We start from the raw sequence: 15,918 nt of genomic DNA, 5'->3' as shown, positions 1-15,918 counted from the left end.
GGGGCACCGGAGCCGGATTGGTGCCCCCCACTCGTATGCCCTGAACCCGCTGCCGCCTTCGGAGTTGATCCCGCTTTGTACAAGTTCCTGTTCGACCTCGTCTTCAAGAAGATGGACCCCGAGAAGGCGCACCACCTCGCCTTCTTCTGGATCCGGCTGGCCTCCTCGGTGCCCGGCCTGCGCACCCTGGTGCGGCTGGTGCTCGCCCCGCGCGACCGGGCGCTGCGCACCCGGGCCCTCGGCCTCGACCTGCCCGGCCCGTTCGGGCTCGCGGCCGGGTTCGACAAGAACGGCGTCGGCATCGACGGCCTGGCCATGCTCGGCTTCGACTACGTCGAGATCGGCACCATCACCGGCGAGCCCCAGCCCGGCAACCCGGCCCCCCGGCTGTTCCGCCTGGTCGAGGACCGCGCGCTGATCAACCGGATGGGCTTCAACAACCAGGGCTCGGCGCGGGTCGCCGCCCGGCTGGCCGCCCGCCCGCACACCAGCTCCACCCCGGTGATCGGCGTCAACATCGGCAAGACCAAGGTGGTCGAGGAGGCCGACGCCGTCGCCGACTACGTCAAGTCGACCGAGCGGCTGGCCAAGTACGCCGACTACCTGGTGGTCAACGTCAGCTCCCCGAACACCCCCGGGCTGCGCAACCTCCAGGCCGTCGACCACCTGCGCCCGCTGCTCGCCGCCGTGCGCGAGGCCGCCGACCGCACCACCGCGCACCACGTGCCGCTGCTGGTCAAGATCGCCCCCGACCTGGCCGACGAGGACGTCGACGCCGTCGCCGACCTCGCCCTGGAGCTGGGCCTGGACGGCATCATCGCCACCAACACCACGATCGGCCGGGACGGTCTGCTGGCCGACCCGCAGCGGGTCGAGGAGATCGGCATGGGCGGCCTGTCCGGCGCCCCGCTCAAGGCCCGCGCCCTGGAGGTGCTGCAGCGGCTGCGCGCCCGCACCGGGGGCCGGCTGACCCTGGTCTCGGTCGGCGGCGTGGAGACCGCCGAGGACGCCTGGCAGCGGATCATCCACGGCGCCGACCTCGTGCAGGGCTACAGCGCCTTCATCTACGAGGGCCCGTTCTGGTGCCGCCGGATCCACCGGGGCCTCTCCGCCCGGCTCCGCGGCGCGGGCTTCCGCGACCTCGCCGCGGCCGTCGGCAGCGCCGTCCGCAGCTCCTGAACCCCCGTACTGGACCCGGAAATCCTGGAAAGGACGACATGACCCTCGCCCCGTTCGGCGCCCGGCTGCGCCAGGCCCTCGACACCCGAGGCCAGCTCTGCGTCGGCATCGACCCGCACGCCTCCCTCCTCTCCGCCTGGGGGCTCGGCGACGACCTCGCCGGGCTGGAGACCTTCAGCCGCACCGTGGTGGAGGCCCTGGCCGACCGGGTCGCCGTGCTCAAGCCGCAGGCCGCCTTCTTCGAGCGCTTCGGCAGCAAGGGCGTCGCGGTGCTGGAGAAGGCCGTCGAGGAGGCCCGGGCGGCCGGTGCGCTGGTGCTGATGGACGCCAAGCGCGGCGACATCGGCTCCACCATGGCCGCCTACGCGGAGGCCTTCCTGTCGCCCGCCAGCCCGCTCTTCTCGGACGCCCTCACGGTCAGCCCGTACCTGGGCTTCGGCTCGCTGCGCCCGGCCCTGGACCTGGCCCGCGAACAGGGCTGCGGGGTGTTCGCGCTGGCGCTCACCTCCAACCCGGAGGGCGCCGAGGTGCAGCGCGCCGTCGGCGCGGACGGCGAGCCGGTCGCCGCCTCGGTGCTGCGCCAGCTGGCCGCGGAGAACGCGGACGCCGCTCCGCTGGGCTCCTTCGGCGCGGTGGTCGGCGCGACGCTGGCCGACGCGGGCGTGGACCTGGCCATCAACGGCCCGCTGCTGGCCCCCGGGATCGGCGCCCAGGGCGCGACCATGGCGGACCTGCCGCGGGTGTTCGGCGCCTCGGTGATCAACGTGGTGCCGAGCGTCAGCCGGGACGTGCTCAAGCACGGTCCGTCGGTGCCGGCGCTGCGGGAGGCGGCGGAGCGCTTCGTCGGGGAGTTCGCGGACGCCGTCAAGTAGGAGCGGACGCCGTCGGGCGGGAGCCGTCAAGTAGCGGAAGCGGTCCGGCCGGTAGGGGAGCGGTAGCCGATCGGTGACCGTGCGCAGTGTCCGCAGGACGGCGGGGCGGCACCGGAGTTGACGTGAGCGCCGTCACATCGACCCCGCCAAAGTCTCGCAATCGCGGTCATTTTGCCCTGGAAAGTCCTGGTCGGCCTTGGCTGACCAGGACTTTTCGTGTTCTTTTCCTGACGCGGCGCCGCAATGCGGGTAGTGTCCGGCGATAGGTCATCGGCGAGCCGCGAAACCCGTAGCTCCCGCAGGTCAGGGCCCTGTGGTTCCCCATTGGGCTCCCCTTGCGGACGGTGTCCTCGGTACCAAACCAGTCATAGCTCAATCCCTTCCTTCCACACCCTGAGGTGAACGGCGTGGCTCTTCCGCCCCTTACCCCTGAACAGCGCACCGCCGCGCTCGCCAAGGCCGCCGAGGCTCGCCGGGAGCGCGCCGAGGTCAAGAACCGGCTCAAGCACTCCGGCGCCTCCCTGCACGAGGTGATCAAGGCCGGCAAGAACGACAACGACGTCATCGGCAAGATGAAGGTGTCGGCCCTGCTGGAGTCCCTTCCGGGCGTCGGCAAGGTTCGTGCCAAGCAGATCATGGAGCGCCTCGGCATCAGCGAGAGCCGCCGTGTCCGTGGTCTCGGAACGAACCAGATCGCTTCCCTGGAGCGGGAGTTCGGCGGTGGCGCCGCCTGACCGTGCCCCCGTGGTCCCAGGATCGTCCGCGATCCGGGATAATCGGTGCATGAGTGAGCGTCCGCGGCTGACCGTGCTCTCCGGCCCCTCGGGGGTCGGCAAGAGCACGGTCGTCGCTCATATGAGGAAGATGCACCCCGAGGTCTGGCTCTCGGTGTCGGCCACCACCCGCCACCCGAGGCCCGGTGAGAAGAACGGGGTCCAGTACCACTTCGTCGACAACGACGAGTTCGACAAGCTGATCGCCAACGGCGAGCTGCTGGAGTGGGCCGAGTTCGCGGGCAACCGCTACGGCACCCCGCGTGCGGCGGTGCTGGAGAAGCTGGAGCGCGGCGAGCCCGTCCTGCTGGAGATCGACCTCCAGGGTGCCCGTCAGGTGCGCGAGTCGATGCCGGAGGCCCAGCTGGTCTTCCTGGCCCCGCCGAGCTGGGACGAGCTGGTCCGCCGGCTGACCGGCCGGGGTACGGAGTCGCAGGACGTGATCGAGCGGCGGCTGCAGGCGGCCAAGATCGAGCTCGCGGCCGAGACCGAGTTCGACACGACCCTTGTCAACACCTCCGTCGAGCAGGTAGCGGCCGAACTGCTAGCCTTGCTCGGTGTAGCCTGACCTGTCAGTCTTTTCCACCCTTTCGGAAGGTTTTCGCGTGTCCTCTTCCATGACCGCGCCCGAGGGCATCATCAACCCGCCGATCGACGAGCTGCTTGAGGCCACCGACTCGAAGTACAGCCTCGTGATCTACGCCGCCAAGCGCGCGCGTCAGATCAACGCTTACTACTCCCAGCTCGGCGAGGGCCTGCTGGAGTACGTCGGCCCGCTGGTCGACACCCACGTGCACGAGAAGCCGCTGTCGATCGCGCTGCGCGAGATCAACGCCGGCATGCTGACCGCCGAGGCGGTCGAGGGCGCCGCCTGAGGCACCCCCGCACCTTTTCCCGGAGGGCCGGGCGGAATCCTTTCTGCCGGGCCCTCCGGCATTTTCTGAAGGGGTCGCTCGGCCCTCCGGCGTTTTCGCTTGCCGTGTGCTTGTCGGGGTGGGGCACGGTGCGAGTGATCGCCGAGGGGTCGTAGGGTGAGCGGGTTCCCGATGCGTCGGGTGCCCGATGCGGAGAAAGGCCGGTGCCGGTAGATGAGCGCGAGTGCGGACGCCCCCCGCGTGGTCCTCGGTGTCAGCGGCGGGATCGCCGCCTACAAGGCGTGCGAGCTGCTGCGCCGGTTCACCGAGTCCGGCCACCAGGTCACCGTGGTGCCCACCGCGGCGGCGCTGCACTTCGTCGGCGAGGCCACCTGGGCCGCGCTGTCCGGCCGCCCGGCCGCCACCGAGACCTGGGAGCGCGTGCACGAGGTGCCGCACGTGCGGATCGGGCAGCAGGCCGACCTGGTGGTGGTCGCCCCCGCCACCGCCGACCTGATCGCCAAGGCCGCCCACGGGCTCGCCGACGACCTGCTGACCAACACCCTGCTCACCGCCCGCTGCCCGGTCGTGGTGGCGCCCGCGATGCACACCGAGATGTGGGAGCACCCGGCCACCCGGGAGAACGTCGCCACCCTGCGCCGGCGCGGCGTGATCGTGCTGGAGCCGGCCGTCGGGCGGCTCACCGGCAAGGACACCGGCAAGGGGCGGCTGCCCGAGCCCACCGCGATCTTCGAGGCCTGCCGGGCCGTGCTGCGCCGCGGCGGGGCGGTGCCCACCGACCTGGCCGGGCGGCACGTGGTGGTCTCGGCCGGCGGCACCCGGGAGCCGCTGGACCCGGTGCGCTACCTCGGCAACCGCTCCTCCGGCAAGCAGGGCTACGCGCTCGCCGTGACCGCCGCGGCCCGCGGCGCCCGGGTGACGCTGGTCTCGGCCAACGCCGAGCTGCCCGACCCGGCCGGGGTGGACGTGGTGCACGTCTCGACCGCGCTGGAGCTGCGCGGGGCGGCGCTCGAGGCGGCGGCGGACGCGGACGCCGTGGTGATGGCCGCGGCGGTGGCCGACTTCCGGCCGGCCGAGTACGCGACCGGCAAGATCAAGAAGGTCGACGGGGTCGAGCCGGCGCCGGTCGCGCTGGTCCGCAACCCCGACGTGCTGGCCGAGCTGTCGGCGCACCGCCCCCGTTCGGGTCAACTGGTGGTGGGTTTCGCGGCGGAGACCGACGACGTGCTCGCCAACGGCCGCGCCAAGCTCGCCCGCAAGGGCTGCGACCTGCTGGTCGTGAACGAGGTGGGCAACGGCAAGGCCTTCGGCCAGGACGTCAACGAGGCCGTGGTGCTGGGCGCGGACGGCAGCGAGACCCCCGTACCGGTGGGCCCCAAGGAGGTCCTCGCGGACGTGGTCTGGGACCTGGTCGCAAAGCGGATGGAACCGGGTCGGAACTGATCGATTGCCGCTCGAATAACGACGGATTCGCGCTTGAGAACGTTCTCGATTTCCGGAAGCGGGTGACGTTCGGCGGAACCAGCCGGTTAGACTCCAGGAATCAAGTCTTTCCGGATGTCCCCGGTCCACCGGGGGCCTTCAGTCAGCAGCCGCTGCAACCCCAGGGAGCGCTGTGTCTCGCCGCCTGTTCACCTCGGAGTCCGTGACCGAGGGACACCCCGACAAGATCGCTGACCAGATCAGCGACACCATCCTTGACGCTCTCCTGCGGGAGGACCCGACCTCCCGGGTCGCCGTGGAGACGCTCATCACGACCGGCCAGGTGCACGTGGCCGGCGAGGTGACCACCAAGGCGTACGCCCCGATCGCCCAGCTCGTCCGGGACAAGATCCTGGAGATCGGCTACGACAGCTCCAAGAAGGGCTTCGACGGCGCCTCCTGCGGCGTGTCGGTGTCCATCGGCGCGCAGTCGCCCGACATCGCGCAGGGTGTCGACACCGCGTACGAGGCCCGCGTCGAGGGTGACGAGGACGACCTGGACAAGCAGGGGGCCGGCGACCAGGGCCTGATGTTCGGCTACGCGTCCGACGAGACGCCCGAGCTGATGCCGCTGCCGATCACCCTGGCGCACCGCCTCTCCCGCCGGCTGACCGAGGTGCGCAAGAACGGGACCATCCCGTACCTGCGCCCCGACGGCAAGACCCAGGTCACCATCGAGTACGACGGCGACAAGGCCGTCCGCCTCGACACCGTGGTCGTCTCCACCCAGCACGCCAGTGACATCGACCTGGAGTCGCTGCTCACCCCGGACATCCGCGAGTTCGTCGTGGAGCCGGAGCTCAAGGCGCTGGCCGAGCAGGGCATCAAGCTGACCACCGACGGCTACCGCCTGCTGGTCAACCCGACCGGCCGCTTCGAGATCGGCGGCCCGATGGGCGACGCCGGCCTCACCGGCCGCAAGATCATCATCGACACCTACGGCGGCATGGCCCGCCACGGCGGCGGCGCCTTCTCCGGCAAGGACCCGTCCAAGGTCGACCGCTCGGCCGCCTACGCGATGCGCTGGGTCGCCAAGAACATCGTCGCCGCCGGCCTCGCCCGCCGCGCCGAGGTCCAGGTCGCCTACGCCATCGGCAAGGCCGAGCCCGTCGGCCTCTTCGTGGAGACCTTCGGCACCGAGACCGTCCCGGTCCTGGCCATCCAGAAGGCCGTCTCCGAGGTCTTCGACCTGCGCCCGGCCGCGATCATCCGCGACCTCGACCTGCTGCGCCCGATCTACTCGCAGACCGCTGCGTACGGCCACTTCGGTCGTGAGCTGCCGGACTTCACCTGGGAGCGCACCGACCGCGTCGAGCAGCTCAAGGCGGCTGTGCAGGACTGACCGGTCGCTCGAAGCGGCGCCCGCCCCGGATCGGGGCGGGCGCCGCTTTTGTGCGTCCTGTCGGTGTGACCTGGTAGTACTGGGGAGCGATGAGCAACACAGGGGAACCGGAGCAGCTGGCGTTCATCCGGGAGACGGTCAAGCGGGCCAAACCTCGGACCTGGAAGGGTGCCAAACGGGCCGAACACAATCCGATCGCCCGGGTCGTGGTCGACAAGGGTGTCCTCAGCATCGACCAGTTCTTCGACTACGAGGTTCCGGCGATCATGGATGAGGAGGCTCAGCCCGGCGTGCGTGTCCGGGTACGGTTCGGCGCCCGCCTGGTCAAGGGGGAACGGCAGGGCGGGACGCTCCACGACGGTTTCATCGTCGAGCGTCTGGCGAAGACCGACTACCCGTACGCGCTGGCGCCCATCGCCCAGGTCATCTCGCCGGAGCCGGTGCTCTCGCGTGAGCTGTTGACGCTGTGCCGGACGATCGCCGACCGGTACGCGGGCACGCTCGCCGACGTTCTCCAACTCGCCGTGCCGCCCCGGCACGGCGAGGCGGAAGCGGAACCCTCGTCCGAGCCGCGACCGAGGCCCGTCCCGCCGACTCCGGGCGGCTGGTCCAGGTATCCCGCAGGAGCGGAATTCCTGGCCGCGCTCGCGGCAGGAGGCTCGCCGCGTGCCGTATGGGCGGCACTGCCTGGTCCCGGATGGCCCTACGAGATCGCTCGGGCGGTGGCGGCGGCGCTGGCCGGGGGTCGGGGCGCCTTGGTGGTGCTGCCGGACGGCCGGGCCACCGCTCGGGTGGATCGGGCGCTGGTCGAGATCCTCGGTGAAGGGCACCACGCCGTGCTCGCGGCTGATCTGGGCCCTCGCGAGCGCTACGCGCGATGGCTGGCGGTCAGTCGGGGTTCCGTCCGCGCTGCGATCGGCACTCGGGCCACCATGTTCGCGCCGGTCCGGGACCTCGGATTGGTGGTTGTGTGGTCGGACGGCGACAGCAGTCACAGCGACCCGCACGCCCCCTATCCGCATGCTCGGGACGTCGCGTTGTTGCGGGCGACCGAGACGGGAGCGGGAGTACTGCTCGGTGGGCATTCGGTGACCGTCGAAGGTGCCCAGTTGGTCAGCAGCGGCTGGGCGAGATCCATCGCGGCGGATCGTGCCACCGTGCGGGATGCCGCGCCCGCAGTACGTACGGTCACCGATCGGGACGAGGCGCGTGATGCCGCGGCACAGTCCGCCCGGTTGCCCTCGGTGGCCTGGCAGGCGGCGAGGGACGGTCTCTCCCGTGGCGGGCCGGTCCTGATCCAAGTGCCCCGGCGTGGATACGTTCCGCGATTGGCCTGCAACAACTGTCGCGAGCCCGCACGGTGCAGGCACTGTGAAGGGCCGTTGGAAGCGGCGTCGGCGGACTCTCCGCTGAGCTGTGCGTGGTGTGGAGTGGCCGAGGACGACTGGCACTGCGCGGAGTGCGGTTCATTCCGGCTCCGGGCACAGGTGGTGGGCAGCCGTCGGACGGCCGAGGAACTCGGAAGGGCCTTTTCCGGGGTGCCGGTGCGGGTGTCAGGACGGGGAACGGTACTCGCCACGGTGCCGGACGAACCTGCACTGGTCATCTCGACGCCAGGCGCTGAACCGTTGGTGGAGAGTGGTCCGGGCTACGCGGCGGCGCTGTTGCTGGACGGATGGTCGATGCTCACGTTCCCCGATCTGAGGGCGGGCGAGAACGCACTGCACCGCTGGCTGACGGCTGCCGCCCTGGTACGTCCGGCCGCAGATCACGGTGTGGTCGTGGTGGTCGCCGAACCGACCGCGCGCCCGGTCCAGGCGTTGGTGCGATGGGACCCGTTCGGACATGCGGGAACGGAGCTGGAGGAACGGGCACAGCTGCACTTTCCTCCGGTCTCGCGGATGGCATCGGTGGCCGGGGACCCGAGGGCGGTGGCCGATCTGCTGGAGATCGTCCGTCTGCCGCAGGGGGCAGACGTGCTGGGACCGGTTCCAACGGCGCAGGTTCGCGGAGAGGACCGGGAACGAGCGCTGCTCCGGGTCTCGCCGGGGCAGGGGGCAGAGCTGGCCGCCGCGCTGAAGGCGGCGCAGATCACTCGGACCGCGGTGCGAGGGCCCGCGAGTCTGGACGTGCGGATCGATCCGACGGAGATCGGGTAGCGACGGGCCTGCGGGGGGCGGCGGGTGGCGGACGACGTCGGGTGGTGACGGGCCTGCGGGGGCGGGGTGAGTGGGCCACCCCGCCCCGGGTGGCCCGGGCGTTCGGCGGGGTGGGTCAGCCGCGGAGGGGGATGCCGGTGCGGTCGGGGTGCGGGCGGTCGGTGCCGACCCGGTCGAGGCCGGGGCGGTCGAGGGGGGTGGTGCGGTCGATGGGGGTTCGGTCCATGACGGTGTTGCGGTCGAGGGGGCTGCGGTCGATCGGGGTGCCGCGGTCCACGGGGGTTCGGTCGAGGGCGTTGCGCTCCAGGCTGGAGCGGTCCAGGCCGCCCTGGCGGGCGGCGGGGACGGTGGCGGCCAGGCCGCCGCGTTCGATGGGGGCGGGCAGGTCCTCGGAGCGGTCCGGGCGGGCGGGGCCCGGGACGGCGCCGCTGGCCGCGAGGAGCTCGCTGGTCGGGCGGCGCATCCCGTAGCGGCGGTGGACGGCCTGCTTGGTGACCCCGAGGGCGGAGCCCACCGAGTCCCAGGAGAAGCCCAGCGCCCGGTCGAACTCGACCGCCGCCGCCACCAGGGTCTCCACGCTCTCCCGCAGCTCCTGCGCCAGGCGCACGGTCGGCGCGGGCGCCCGTCCGTACACCACGAAGCCGGCCGAGGTGCTCGGACGGCGCGGTCGGTAGACGTTTCCCAGCTGGGCGGTGAGCGTCCGCAGCGCGTCGACCTGGCGCCTCACCCGCTCGATGTCCCGCACCAGCAGGTGCAGGCTCGCCCGCGCCCGGGCGTCGTGGTTGATCTGCTCGGCCATGGCCTACGTGCCACCTTCCGTACGGTTCAGCTCGGCCGGGGCGCGGTGTCCCGTGCGCCCGGCCCCGGTCAATCTCTCTTGACCAACGCCGAAGCGGGGGCCGGGGTAACGCCGCTCCGCAGACTCGGGATATGCCAGAAGCCGGTGCGGGTGTCCGGGGACGGCCCGTCGGAGCGCCCGGGCGGGTTGCATAGACTTGCCGGGAACCAGCCGTTGCCCACAGCCCGCGCCCACCCCGGACAGGAGCCCGTACCCCGTGGCGATCCAGCCGATCCGTCTCTTCGGAGACCCCGTCCTGCGGGCCACCGCCCAGCCGGTGACCACCTTCGACAAGGAACTGCGCAACCTGGTCTCCGACCTCACCGACACCATGCTCGACGCCCCCGGCGCCGGCCTCGCCGCGCCCCAACTCGGCGTCTCCCTGCGGGTGTTCACGTACCACGTGGACGGTGTCACCGGGCACCTGATCAACCCGGACCTGTCGCTCAGCGAGGACGAGCAGGAGGGCCCGGAGGGCTGCCTCTCGCTGCCCGGGCTGCGCTACGACACCAAGCGCGCGTACGGCGTGGTGGCCAAGGGCTTCAACATGTACGGCGATCCGGTCACGCTGGAGGGCACCCAGCTGCTCGCCCGGTGCATCCAGCACGAGACCGACCACCTGGACGGCATCATCTTCATCGACCGGCTCGACCGGGAGCAGCGCAAGGCCGCGCTGAAGGCCATCCGGGAGGCCGAGTGGGGCGCCGGGCCGGCGCCCGTCGTCAAGGTCTCGCCGCACAGCACCTTCGGCTCCGCGCGCTGAGTTCGTTCCTCGATCCTCGTATGCAGAAAGGCACTTGATGCGTCTCGTCTTCGCCGGCACCCCCGAGGTCGCCGTTCCCGCCCTCGACGCGCTGATCGCCTCCGACCGGCACGAGGTCGTCGCGGTGGTCACCCGCCCCGACGCCCCCGCCGGGCGCGGGCGCAAGCTGGTCGCCAGCCCCGTCGCCCAGCGCGCCGAGGAGGCCGGGATCGAGGTCCTCAAGCCGGCGAAGCCCAGTGACCCGGACTTCGTCGCCCGGCTCACCGAACTCGCCCCCGACTGCTGCCCGGTGGTCGCCTACGGCGCGCTGCTGCGCCCCGGCACCCTGGAGATCCCCAAGCACGGCTGGGTCAACCTGCACTTCTCGCTGCTGCCCGCCTGGCGCGGCGCGGCCCCCGTCCAGCACTCGGTGCTGGCCGGCGACGAGGTGACCGGCGCGTCCACCTTCCTGATTGAGCAGGGCCTGGACTCCGGCCCGGTCTACGGCGTCATCACCGAGGAGGTCCGGCCGAGCGACACGAGTGGTGAGCTGCTCACCCGGCTGTCCCTGTCCGGCGCCCGGCTGCTGGTGGCCACCATGGACGGCATCGCGGACGGCTCGCTGAACGCCGTGCCGCAGCCCGCCGAGGGCGTCACGCTCGCGCCGAAGATCACCGTCGAGGACGCCCGGATCGACTGGAACCACCCCGCGCTGCGGATCGACCGGGTGGTGCGCGGCTGCGCGCCCGCACCGGGTGCGTGGACGGAGTTCCGGGGCGAGCGGCTCAAGGTCACCGGGCCGGTCAAGCTGCTGCCGGAGGCCGCCGAGCTGGCGCCCGGTCAGGTCGCGATGGTCGGCAAGAACAGCGTGCGGGTCGGGACGGGGTCGCACGACATCGAGCTGGGGGAGGTGCGTCCGCAGGGCAAGAAGGAGATGCGGGCGGCCGACTGGGCGCGCGGGGCGCGGCTGGAGGAGGGGGAGCGGTTCGGGGGCTGAGTCGGAGGGCGTCGGCCGGGACGGTGGGTCGGGGCGTGGCCCGGCTCGCCGCGCGGGGTGCTGTGGGCGGGCCTACCTTGGTCCGAGTGGGGGATTCCTCACCAGGAAGGCTGATCCCATGGCCCGACTCACCTGGACGAGACCGCGTGCCTGGACCGCTGTGGCCGGCGCGCTGCTGGTGACCGGGGTCTACGGCCTCGCGACCGCACCTCCGGCGGGCGCCGTGACCACCACGGTGGTCCAGGGCGACCAGGCCGCCCCCGGCTCGGTCTCGCACGCGACCTGCCCCCAGGGCACCCACCTGATCGGCGGAGGCTTTGACATGGGCAACGTCACGGTCGACCCCTCCACGAACACGCCCCAGCCGGTGCTGCTGACGATCAACGCCCCTTCCGCTCAACAGGCGGACACCTGGCTGGCCGGTGCGACCGGAGCCGGCGGGGCGACGGCGTTCGCCCTCTGCGAGAGCCAGTGACGAACCGTCCGGGCCGGGAGTCCGGGAACCGGAGCCGCGGCCGGACGGCTCCGGGTCCCGGACCGTCGGCGTTCGAGCGGGACGTGCCGGGCGGGATATCGTAGGCGTGATAACCACCGCAGCACTTTGAGGCACCTTTGAGCACTCCCAGTACGGCCAGCAGCAGCGCGTCCGGCGGCAAGCGCGCCCCCCGTCCGCACCGGCGGCCGAAGAAGGACCCGGCCCGGATCGTCGCCTTCCGCGCGCTGCGCGCCGTCGACGAGCGGGACGCGTACGCCAACCTGATCCTGCCCTCCCTGCTCCGCGAGGCCGAGCAGAAGGGCATGGACCGGCGCGACGCCGCCCTCGCCACCGAGCTGGTCTACGGCACCCTGCGGCTCCAGGGCACCTACGACGCGGTCATCGCCGCCTGCATCGACCGGCCGCTGAGCAAGGTCGACCCGCCGGTGCTGGACGTGCTCTCGCTCGGCGCCCACCAGCTGCTCACCACCCGCATCCCCAGCCACGCGGCCGTCTCGGCGACCGTCGAGCTGGCCCGGGTGGTGCTCGGCGACGGCAAGGCCAAGTTCGTCAACGCCGTGCTGCGCCGGATCAGCGCCCACGACCTGGACGCCTGGATCGAGCGGGTCGCCCCGCCGTACGACAAGGACGCCGAGGACCACCTGGCCGTCGTGCACTCGCACCCGCGCTGGGTGGTCTCCGCGCTCTGGGACTCGCTCGGCCGCTGGCAGCCGGACGCCTCCGGGCGCAGCGCGATCGAGGAACTGCTGCGGGCCGACAACGCGCGGCCCGAGGTCACCCTGGTCGCCCGGCCCGGCCGGGCCACCGTCGGCGAGCTGGCCGAGGTGCTGCCCGAGGCCGAGCCCGGGCGCTGGTCCCCGTTTGCGCTGCGGCTCGCCGAGGGCGGCGACCCGGGCACGCTGACCGCCGTCCAGGAGAACCGGGCCGGCGTGCAGGACGAGGGCAGCCAGCTGGTCGCGCTCGCGCTGGCCGCCGCGCCGCTGGAGGGGCCGGACCGGCTCTGGCTGGACGGCTGCGCCGGGCCGGGCGGCAAGGCCGCGCTGCTCGGCGCCCTGGCCGCGGAGCGGGGCGCGGGACTGGTCGCGAGCGAGAAGCAGCCGCACCGGGCCCGGCTGGTGGCGCGGGCGCTGGAGGGCAACCCCGGTCCGTACACGGTGATCGCGGCGGACGGGACGCGCCCGGCCTGGCGCTCCGGCGGCTTCGACCGGGTGCTGGTCGACGTGCCGTGCTCCGGCCTGGGCGCGCTGCGCCGCCGCCCGGAGGCGCGCTGGCGCCGCCGGCCCGCCGACGTCGCGGCCTTCGGTCCGCTCCAGCGGGACCTGCTGCGCTCGGCGATCGAGGCCACCCGGGTCGGCGGCGTGGTCGGCTACGCCACCTGCTCGCCGCACCTCGCGGAGACCCGGGCGGTGGTCGACGACGTGCTGCGCGAGGAGGGCGGGCGGGTCGAGTGGATCGACGCCCGGCCGCTGCTGCCCGGCGTTCCGGCGCTCGGCGACGGGCCGGACGTGCAGCTGTGGCCGCACCTGCACGGGACGGACGCGATGTACCTGGCGCTGCTGCGGCGGACCGCCTGAGGCCGGCCCTGTCGACGCCCTCGGGTTGCATCTCCCGTAGGGGGAGGCGGCAGGGTGGTGGGCATGAACGGCGACATCCTCCCTTCGGTCCACCCGGTGCGCGCGGTCGGTGAGTTGCACACGATCGGGGAGCTGGCCCGGCGGACGGGGCTGACGGTGAAGACCGTCCGCTTCTACTCGGACCAGGGGATCGTGTCGCCGGCCGACCGCACCCCGGCCGGCCACCGGCGGTACGGCGCGGACGCCGTCGCCCGCCTGGATCTGGTGCGCACGCTGCGTGAACTCGGGCTCGGCTTGCCCGAGGTCCGGCAGGTGCTGGAGCGCGAGCGTGCGCTGTCGGAGGTCGCGGCGGCGCACGCCGCGGCGCTCGACGTCCGGATCCGGGTGCTGCGGCTGCGGCAGGCGGTGTTGCGGGCGGTGGCCGCGCGCGGGGCGACCGAGGAGGAGTTGACGCTCGTGCACCGCTTGGCACGCTTGACGGAGGACGAACGGGGGCGCCTGATCGGGGAGTTCCTGGCTGAGGTGTTCGGTTCGGAGGGCAGCTCCGGACGGATGGCCCGGTCAGGGGTGGCCCGGTCGTTGACACCCGAGTTGCCGGAGGATCCGTCGGTCGAACAGGTCGAGGCCTGGGTGGAGTTGGCGCAGCTGGCCGGGGACGACGGGTTCCGGGAGCTGTTGCGCGGGCTGGCGGAGGGCGAGGCCGTGGAGGGCGGTGGGAATCCGCTGCCGCGACCCGGTCTGGCCGTGCTGGTGCGGGAGTCGGTCGGTCCGGCGGTCGCGGCCGGGGTGGACCCGGACGCGGCTGAGGCGGCGCCGGTGGTGGCCGCCCTGTTGGAGCGGTACGCGGGGATGGTGGGTGCCGAGGGCGTGGACGCTCCTTTGCGCGCCCGGCTGGCGGCGCGGTTGAGGGCGATGGCGGATCCCCGGCGGGAGCGGTACCTGGTGCTGCTCGCGGTGGTCAACGAATGGGTGGCGCCGGAGAGTTCGGCTGAGGTGCTGGACTGGGCGGTGCGGGCCGTCGGTGCCTCTGGGGCCTGGGGCCTGGGGTCTGGGGTTTCGGGCCTGGGGTTTCGGGCCTAGGGTCGTAGGGGAGGCGGACCCGGGCAGTTGGTGAGGAAGGCGTGGGCCTGGGCGCGGAGGTGGTCGACCGGCGGGTCCTCGCAGATCACCTCCAGGCCGAGCGAGGCGTTCCCGCCCAGGTGGTGGGAGGACTGGTAGGCGAGGTACGGGCGGTGGCCGTCGTCGGGGTCCAGTCCGACGGCGAGGGTCGCGAAGAGGGTGCGCTCCTGCTCGGTGCGGGCGAACTCCGTGCGGGAGAGCGTCCATTCGAACTCGTACGGCTCGGGCTCGGCGGGCAGGTCGAGGAAAGCCTGGGCCAGCCGGCGGACCTCGTCCGGGCCGGCGAAGGGGAGCGACTCCGACCAGGACGGCGCGGACGCCAACAGCTCCCACTCCGAGCCGTTGTGACGGACGGTCAATTCCCACTCGCCTTGCTGGTCGAACCATTGGCAGCTGAGGATCGGATCCATGGTGGTCAACCTTCCTGTGGGGCCGGGCCGTTACGTTTTCTCCTCATCGTGGCACACCGGGCGGGCGGGGGTCGCGCGGCGTGACCCGTCCTCGGGCGGCTTGCCAGGCTTCCTGCAGTGCGCGGTAGCCGAGCACGGTGATCGCGTGTTCGGCGAGCAGGCGGTGGGCCTCGGGGGAGACCAGGAACTCGTAGTCGGTGCGGCGGACCCGCCAGCCGTCGTCGGCCGGGTTGGTGGTCGGGGTGTCGGTGGTTGGGATGCGGGGGTCCGGGATGTGGGGGGCCGGGCCGGTGGCGAGGCTCGGGTGGACGGCCCACTCGGTCAGGCCCGGCGGGAGGGCCGCGAGCAGGCGGGCGTAATGGGCGGGCTTGTCCTCCAGCGGTATCGCGAAGCTGTCGAGGAAGCCGTGATCGACCACCGGCAGGCCGCGCCCGCGCAGCCGGTCCAGGGCGGGCGGCAGCCACACCCGTACCGCCAGGCCGTACTCGGCGCCGAGGGCGAGGGTGAGGTCCAGGACGTCCTCGCGGCCGCCGTCGGCCAGGCAGTGGAAGTCCAGGTGGGTCGGGCTGAGGCCGCTCGCCGCGACCGCGTCGATCTGGGCGCGGAACTCGCGCTCCACGTGGTCGAGTTGCGCGTTCGCGGCGAGGGCGGCCCGGCCGGCCGGGGTGGGGGCGTGGAACTCGCCGGTCGGGTCGAGCAGGGAGGGCACCCGGTCGCGGGCGGTGAGCGGCCCCCAGCGCAGGTGCGGTGCCTCGCAGACCAGGGTGAGGTGGATGCCGAAGGGGATCTCCGGGTGGCGGCGCAGCAGGCGGAGCGCGTGCGGGGCGGCGTGACAGGGGGTCATCAGGCTGCAGGAGGCGGCGATGCCCTGCCGGACCGCCTCGACGACGGCGAGGTTGACGGACTCGTCCAGGCCCAGGTCGTCGCAGTTGATCAGCAGGAGGCGGGCCTCGGGCGGGTGGCCGAGGAGGCGGTTGGCGTGCGGACCGTCCGGGGTGGCGACTGCGGTGGGCATGGGGGCAGTCTTCACCGGGGGAGGGGGCGGGCGCGCGGGGATTTC

16 protein-coding genes and 1 pseudogene are annotated in these 15,918 nt (G+C 72.7%); 13 read left to right on the top strand and 4 right to left on the bottom strand.

Features of this window, described 5'->3' with window-relative positions:
* Positions 1-75 precede the first annotated feature (75 nt).
* The 8 genes from ACFVXG_RS21215 to ACFVXG_RS21180 all read left to right on the top strand — a co-directional run bounded on the left by ACFVXG_RS21215 (position 76) and on the right by ACFVXG_RS21180 (position 8,682).
* The gene (locus ACFVXG_RS21215; RefSeq protein ID WP_387929635.1) at positions 76-1,179 is read left to right on the top strand and encodes a quinone-dependent dihydroorotate dehydrogenase; all 1,104 of its coding nucleotides are present in this window, start codon (positions 76-78) and stop codon (positions 1,177-1,179) included.
* Positions 1,180-1,217: 38 nt separating this feature from the next.
* Positions 1,218-2,051, top strand: a complete 834-nt coding sequence (pyrF, locus tag ACFVXG_RS21210) for an orotidine-5'-phosphate decarboxylase (protein ID WP_387929633.1) — start codon at positions 1,218-1,220, stop codon at positions 2,049-2,051.
* 407 nt (positions 2,052-2,458) lie between these two features.
* Entirely contained in the window at positions 2,459-2,785 is a 327-nt protein-coding gene (gene mihF, locus ACFVXG_RS21205; protein ID WP_030290269.1) for an integration host factor, actinobacterial type, read from the top strand.
* Between the two features lie 49 nt (positions 2,786-2,834).
* Positions 2,835-3,392 carry a guanylate kinase gene (gene gmk, locus ACFVXG_RS21200; RefSeq protein WP_387929632.1) on the top strand — a complete coding sequence of 186 codons (558 nt, stop codon included), beginning with the start codon at positions 2,835-2,837 and terminating at the stop codon, positions 3,390-3,392.
* Between the two features lie 37 nt (positions 3,393-3,429).
* The gene (gene rpoZ, locus ACFVXG_RS21195) at positions 3,430-3,699 is read left to right on the top strand and encodes a DNA-directed RNA polymerase subunit omega (RefSeq protein WP_188297240.1); all 270 of its coding nucleotides are present in this window, start codon (positions 3,430-3,432) and stop codon (positions 3,697-3,699) included.
* A gap of 213 nt (positions 3,700-3,912) precedes the next feature.
* The gene (coaBC, locus tag ACFVXG_RS21190) at positions 3,913-5,142 is read left to right on the top strand and encodes a bifunctional phosphopantothenoylcysteine decarboxylase/phosphopantothenate--cysteine ligase CoaBC (RefSeq protein ID WP_387929630.1); all 1,230 of its coding nucleotides are present in this window, start codon (positions 3,913-3,915) and stop codon (positions 5,140-5,142) included.
* A 172-nt stretch (positions 5,143-5,314) separates the two neighbouring features.
* Positions 5,315-6,523 (top strand): methionine adenosyltransferase, encoded by a 1,209-nt coding sequence (gene metK / locus ACFVXG_RS21185; RefSeq protein ID WP_387929628.1) that lies wholly within the window; start codon positions 5,315-5,317, stop codon positions 6,521-6,523.
* Between the two features lie 89 nt (positions 6,524-6,612).
* Positions 6,613-8,682, top strand: a complete 2,070-nt coding sequence (locus ACFVXG_RS21180) for a primosomal protein N' (protein ID WP_387929626.1) — start codon at positions 6,613-6,615, stop codon at positions 8,680-8,682.
* Positions 8,683-8,797: 115 nt separating this feature from the next.
* Here ACFVXG_RS21180 and ACFVXG_RS21175 read toward each other — a convergent pair whose 3' ends face one another.
* Positions 8,798-8,959, bottom strand: a complete 162-nt coding sequence (locus tag ACFVXG_RS21175; protein WP_387929624.1) for a hypothetical protein — start codon at positions 8,957-8,959, stop codon at positions 8,798-8,800.
* Positions 8,960-8,972: 13 nt separating this feature from the next.
* A pseudogene (locus ACFVXG_RS21170) lies at positions 8,973-9,481 on the bottom strand (hypothetical protein); the annotation flags it as partial.
* 256 nt (positions 9,482-9,737) lie between these two features.
* Between ACFVXG_RS21170 and def the strand changes: the two are divergent.
* The 5 genes from def (at position 9,738) to ACFVXG_RS21145 (ending at position 14,409) form a co-directional block, all read left to right on the top strand.
* Complete coding sequence (gene def / locus ACFVXG_RS21165; protein WP_350508632.1) at positions 9,738-10,283, top strand: peptide deformylase; 546 nt, start codon at positions 9,738-9,740, stop codon at positions 10,281-10,283.
* Positions 10,284-10,320: 37 nt separating this feature from the next.
* Entirely contained in the window at positions 10,321-11,259 is a 939-nt protein-coding gene (gene fmt / locus ACFVXG_RS21160) for a methionyl-tRNA formyltransferase (RefSeq protein WP_387929622.1), read from the top strand.
* 118 nt (positions 11,260-11,377) lie between these two features.
* Positions 11,378-11,734: a hypothetical protein gene (locus tag ACFVXG_RS21155; RefSeq protein WP_387929620.1), complete on the top strand. Its 357-nt coding sequence runs from the start codon at positions 11,378-11,380 to the stop codon at positions 11,732-11,734.
* A 137-nt stretch (positions 11,735-11,871) separates the two neighbouring features.
* Entirely contained in the window at positions 11,872-13,329 is a 1,458-nt protein-coding gene (locus ACFVXG_RS21150; RefSeq protein ID WP_387929618.1) for an RsmB/NOP family class I SAM-dependent RNA methyltransferase, read from the top strand.
* Positions 13,330-13,392: 63 nt separating this feature from the next.
* The gene (locus ACFVXG_RS21145) at positions 13,393-14,409 is read left to right on the top strand and encodes a MerR family transcriptional regulator (RefSeq protein WP_387929616.1); all 1,017 of its coding nucleotides are present in this window, start codon (positions 13,393-13,395) and stop codon (positions 14,407-14,409) included.
* Here ACFVXG_RS21145 and ACFVXG_RS21140 read toward each other — a convergent pair.
* Both ACFVXG_RS21140 and ACFVXG_RS21135 read right to left on the bottom strand, forming a co-directional pair.
* Positions 14,406-14,858, bottom strand: coding sequence for a hypothetical protein (locus ACFVXG_RS21140; RefSeq protein WP_387929614.1), 453 nt, complete (start codon positions 14,856-14,858; stop codon positions 14,406-14,408). The two genes, ACFVXG_RS21145 and ACFVXG_RS21140, sit on opposite strands and share 4 nt — an antisense overlap.
* 43 nt (positions 14,859-14,901) lie before the next feature.
* Complete coding sequence (locus ACFVXG_RS21135) at positions 14,902-15,873, bottom strand: polysaccharide deacetylase family protein (protein WP_387929612.1); 972 nt, start codon at positions 15,871-15,873, stop codon at positions 14,902-14,904.
* Positions 15,874-15,918 lie beyond the last annotated feature (45 nt).

It is taken from the genome of Kitasatospora sp. NPDC058162, assembly GCF_042884005.1.
Taxonomy (GTDB): domain Bacteria; phylum Actinomycetota; class Actinomycetes; order Streptomycetales; family Streptomycetaceae; genus Kitasatospora.
This window is presented reverse-complemented; position numbering and strand designations above follow the sequence as displayed.

Coding starts and splice junctions, on each gene's coding strand:
- pyrF (WP_387929633.1), top strand. CDS start 1,218: ATGACCCTCGCCCCGTTCGGCGCCCGGCTGCGCCAGGCCCTCGACACC.
- gmk (WP_387929632.1), top strand. CDS start 2,835: ATGAGTGAGCGTCCGCGGCTGACCGTGCTCTCCGGCCCCTCGGGGGTC.
- coaBC (WP_387929630.1), top strand. CDS start 3,913: ATGAGCGCGAGTGCGGACGCCCCCCGCGTGGTCCTCGGTGTCAGCGGC.
- ACFVXG_RS21180 (WP_387929626.1), top strand. CDS start 6,613: ATGAGCAACACAGGGGAACCGGAGCAGCTGGCGTTCATCCGGGAGACG.
- fmt (WP_387929622.1), top strand. CDS start 10,321: ATGCGTCTCGTCTTCGCCGGCACCCCCGAGGTCGCCGTTCCCGCCCTC.
- ACFVXG_RS21155 (WP_387929620.1), top strand. CDS start 11,378: ATGGCCCGACTCACCTGGACGAGACCGCGTGCCTGGACCGCTGTGGCC.
- ACFVXG_RS21145 (WP_387929616.1), top strand. CDS start 13,393: ATGAACGGCGACATCCTCCCTTCGGTCCACCCGGTGCGCGCGGTCGGT.
- ACFVXG_RS21140 (WP_387929614.1), bottom strand. CDS start 14,858: ATGGATCCGATCCTCAGCTGCCAATGGTTCGACCAGCAAGGCGAGTGG.
- ACFVXG_RS21135 (WP_387929612.1), bottom strand. CDS start 15,873: ATGCCCACCGCAGTCGCCACCCCGGACGGTCCGCACGCCAACCGCCTC.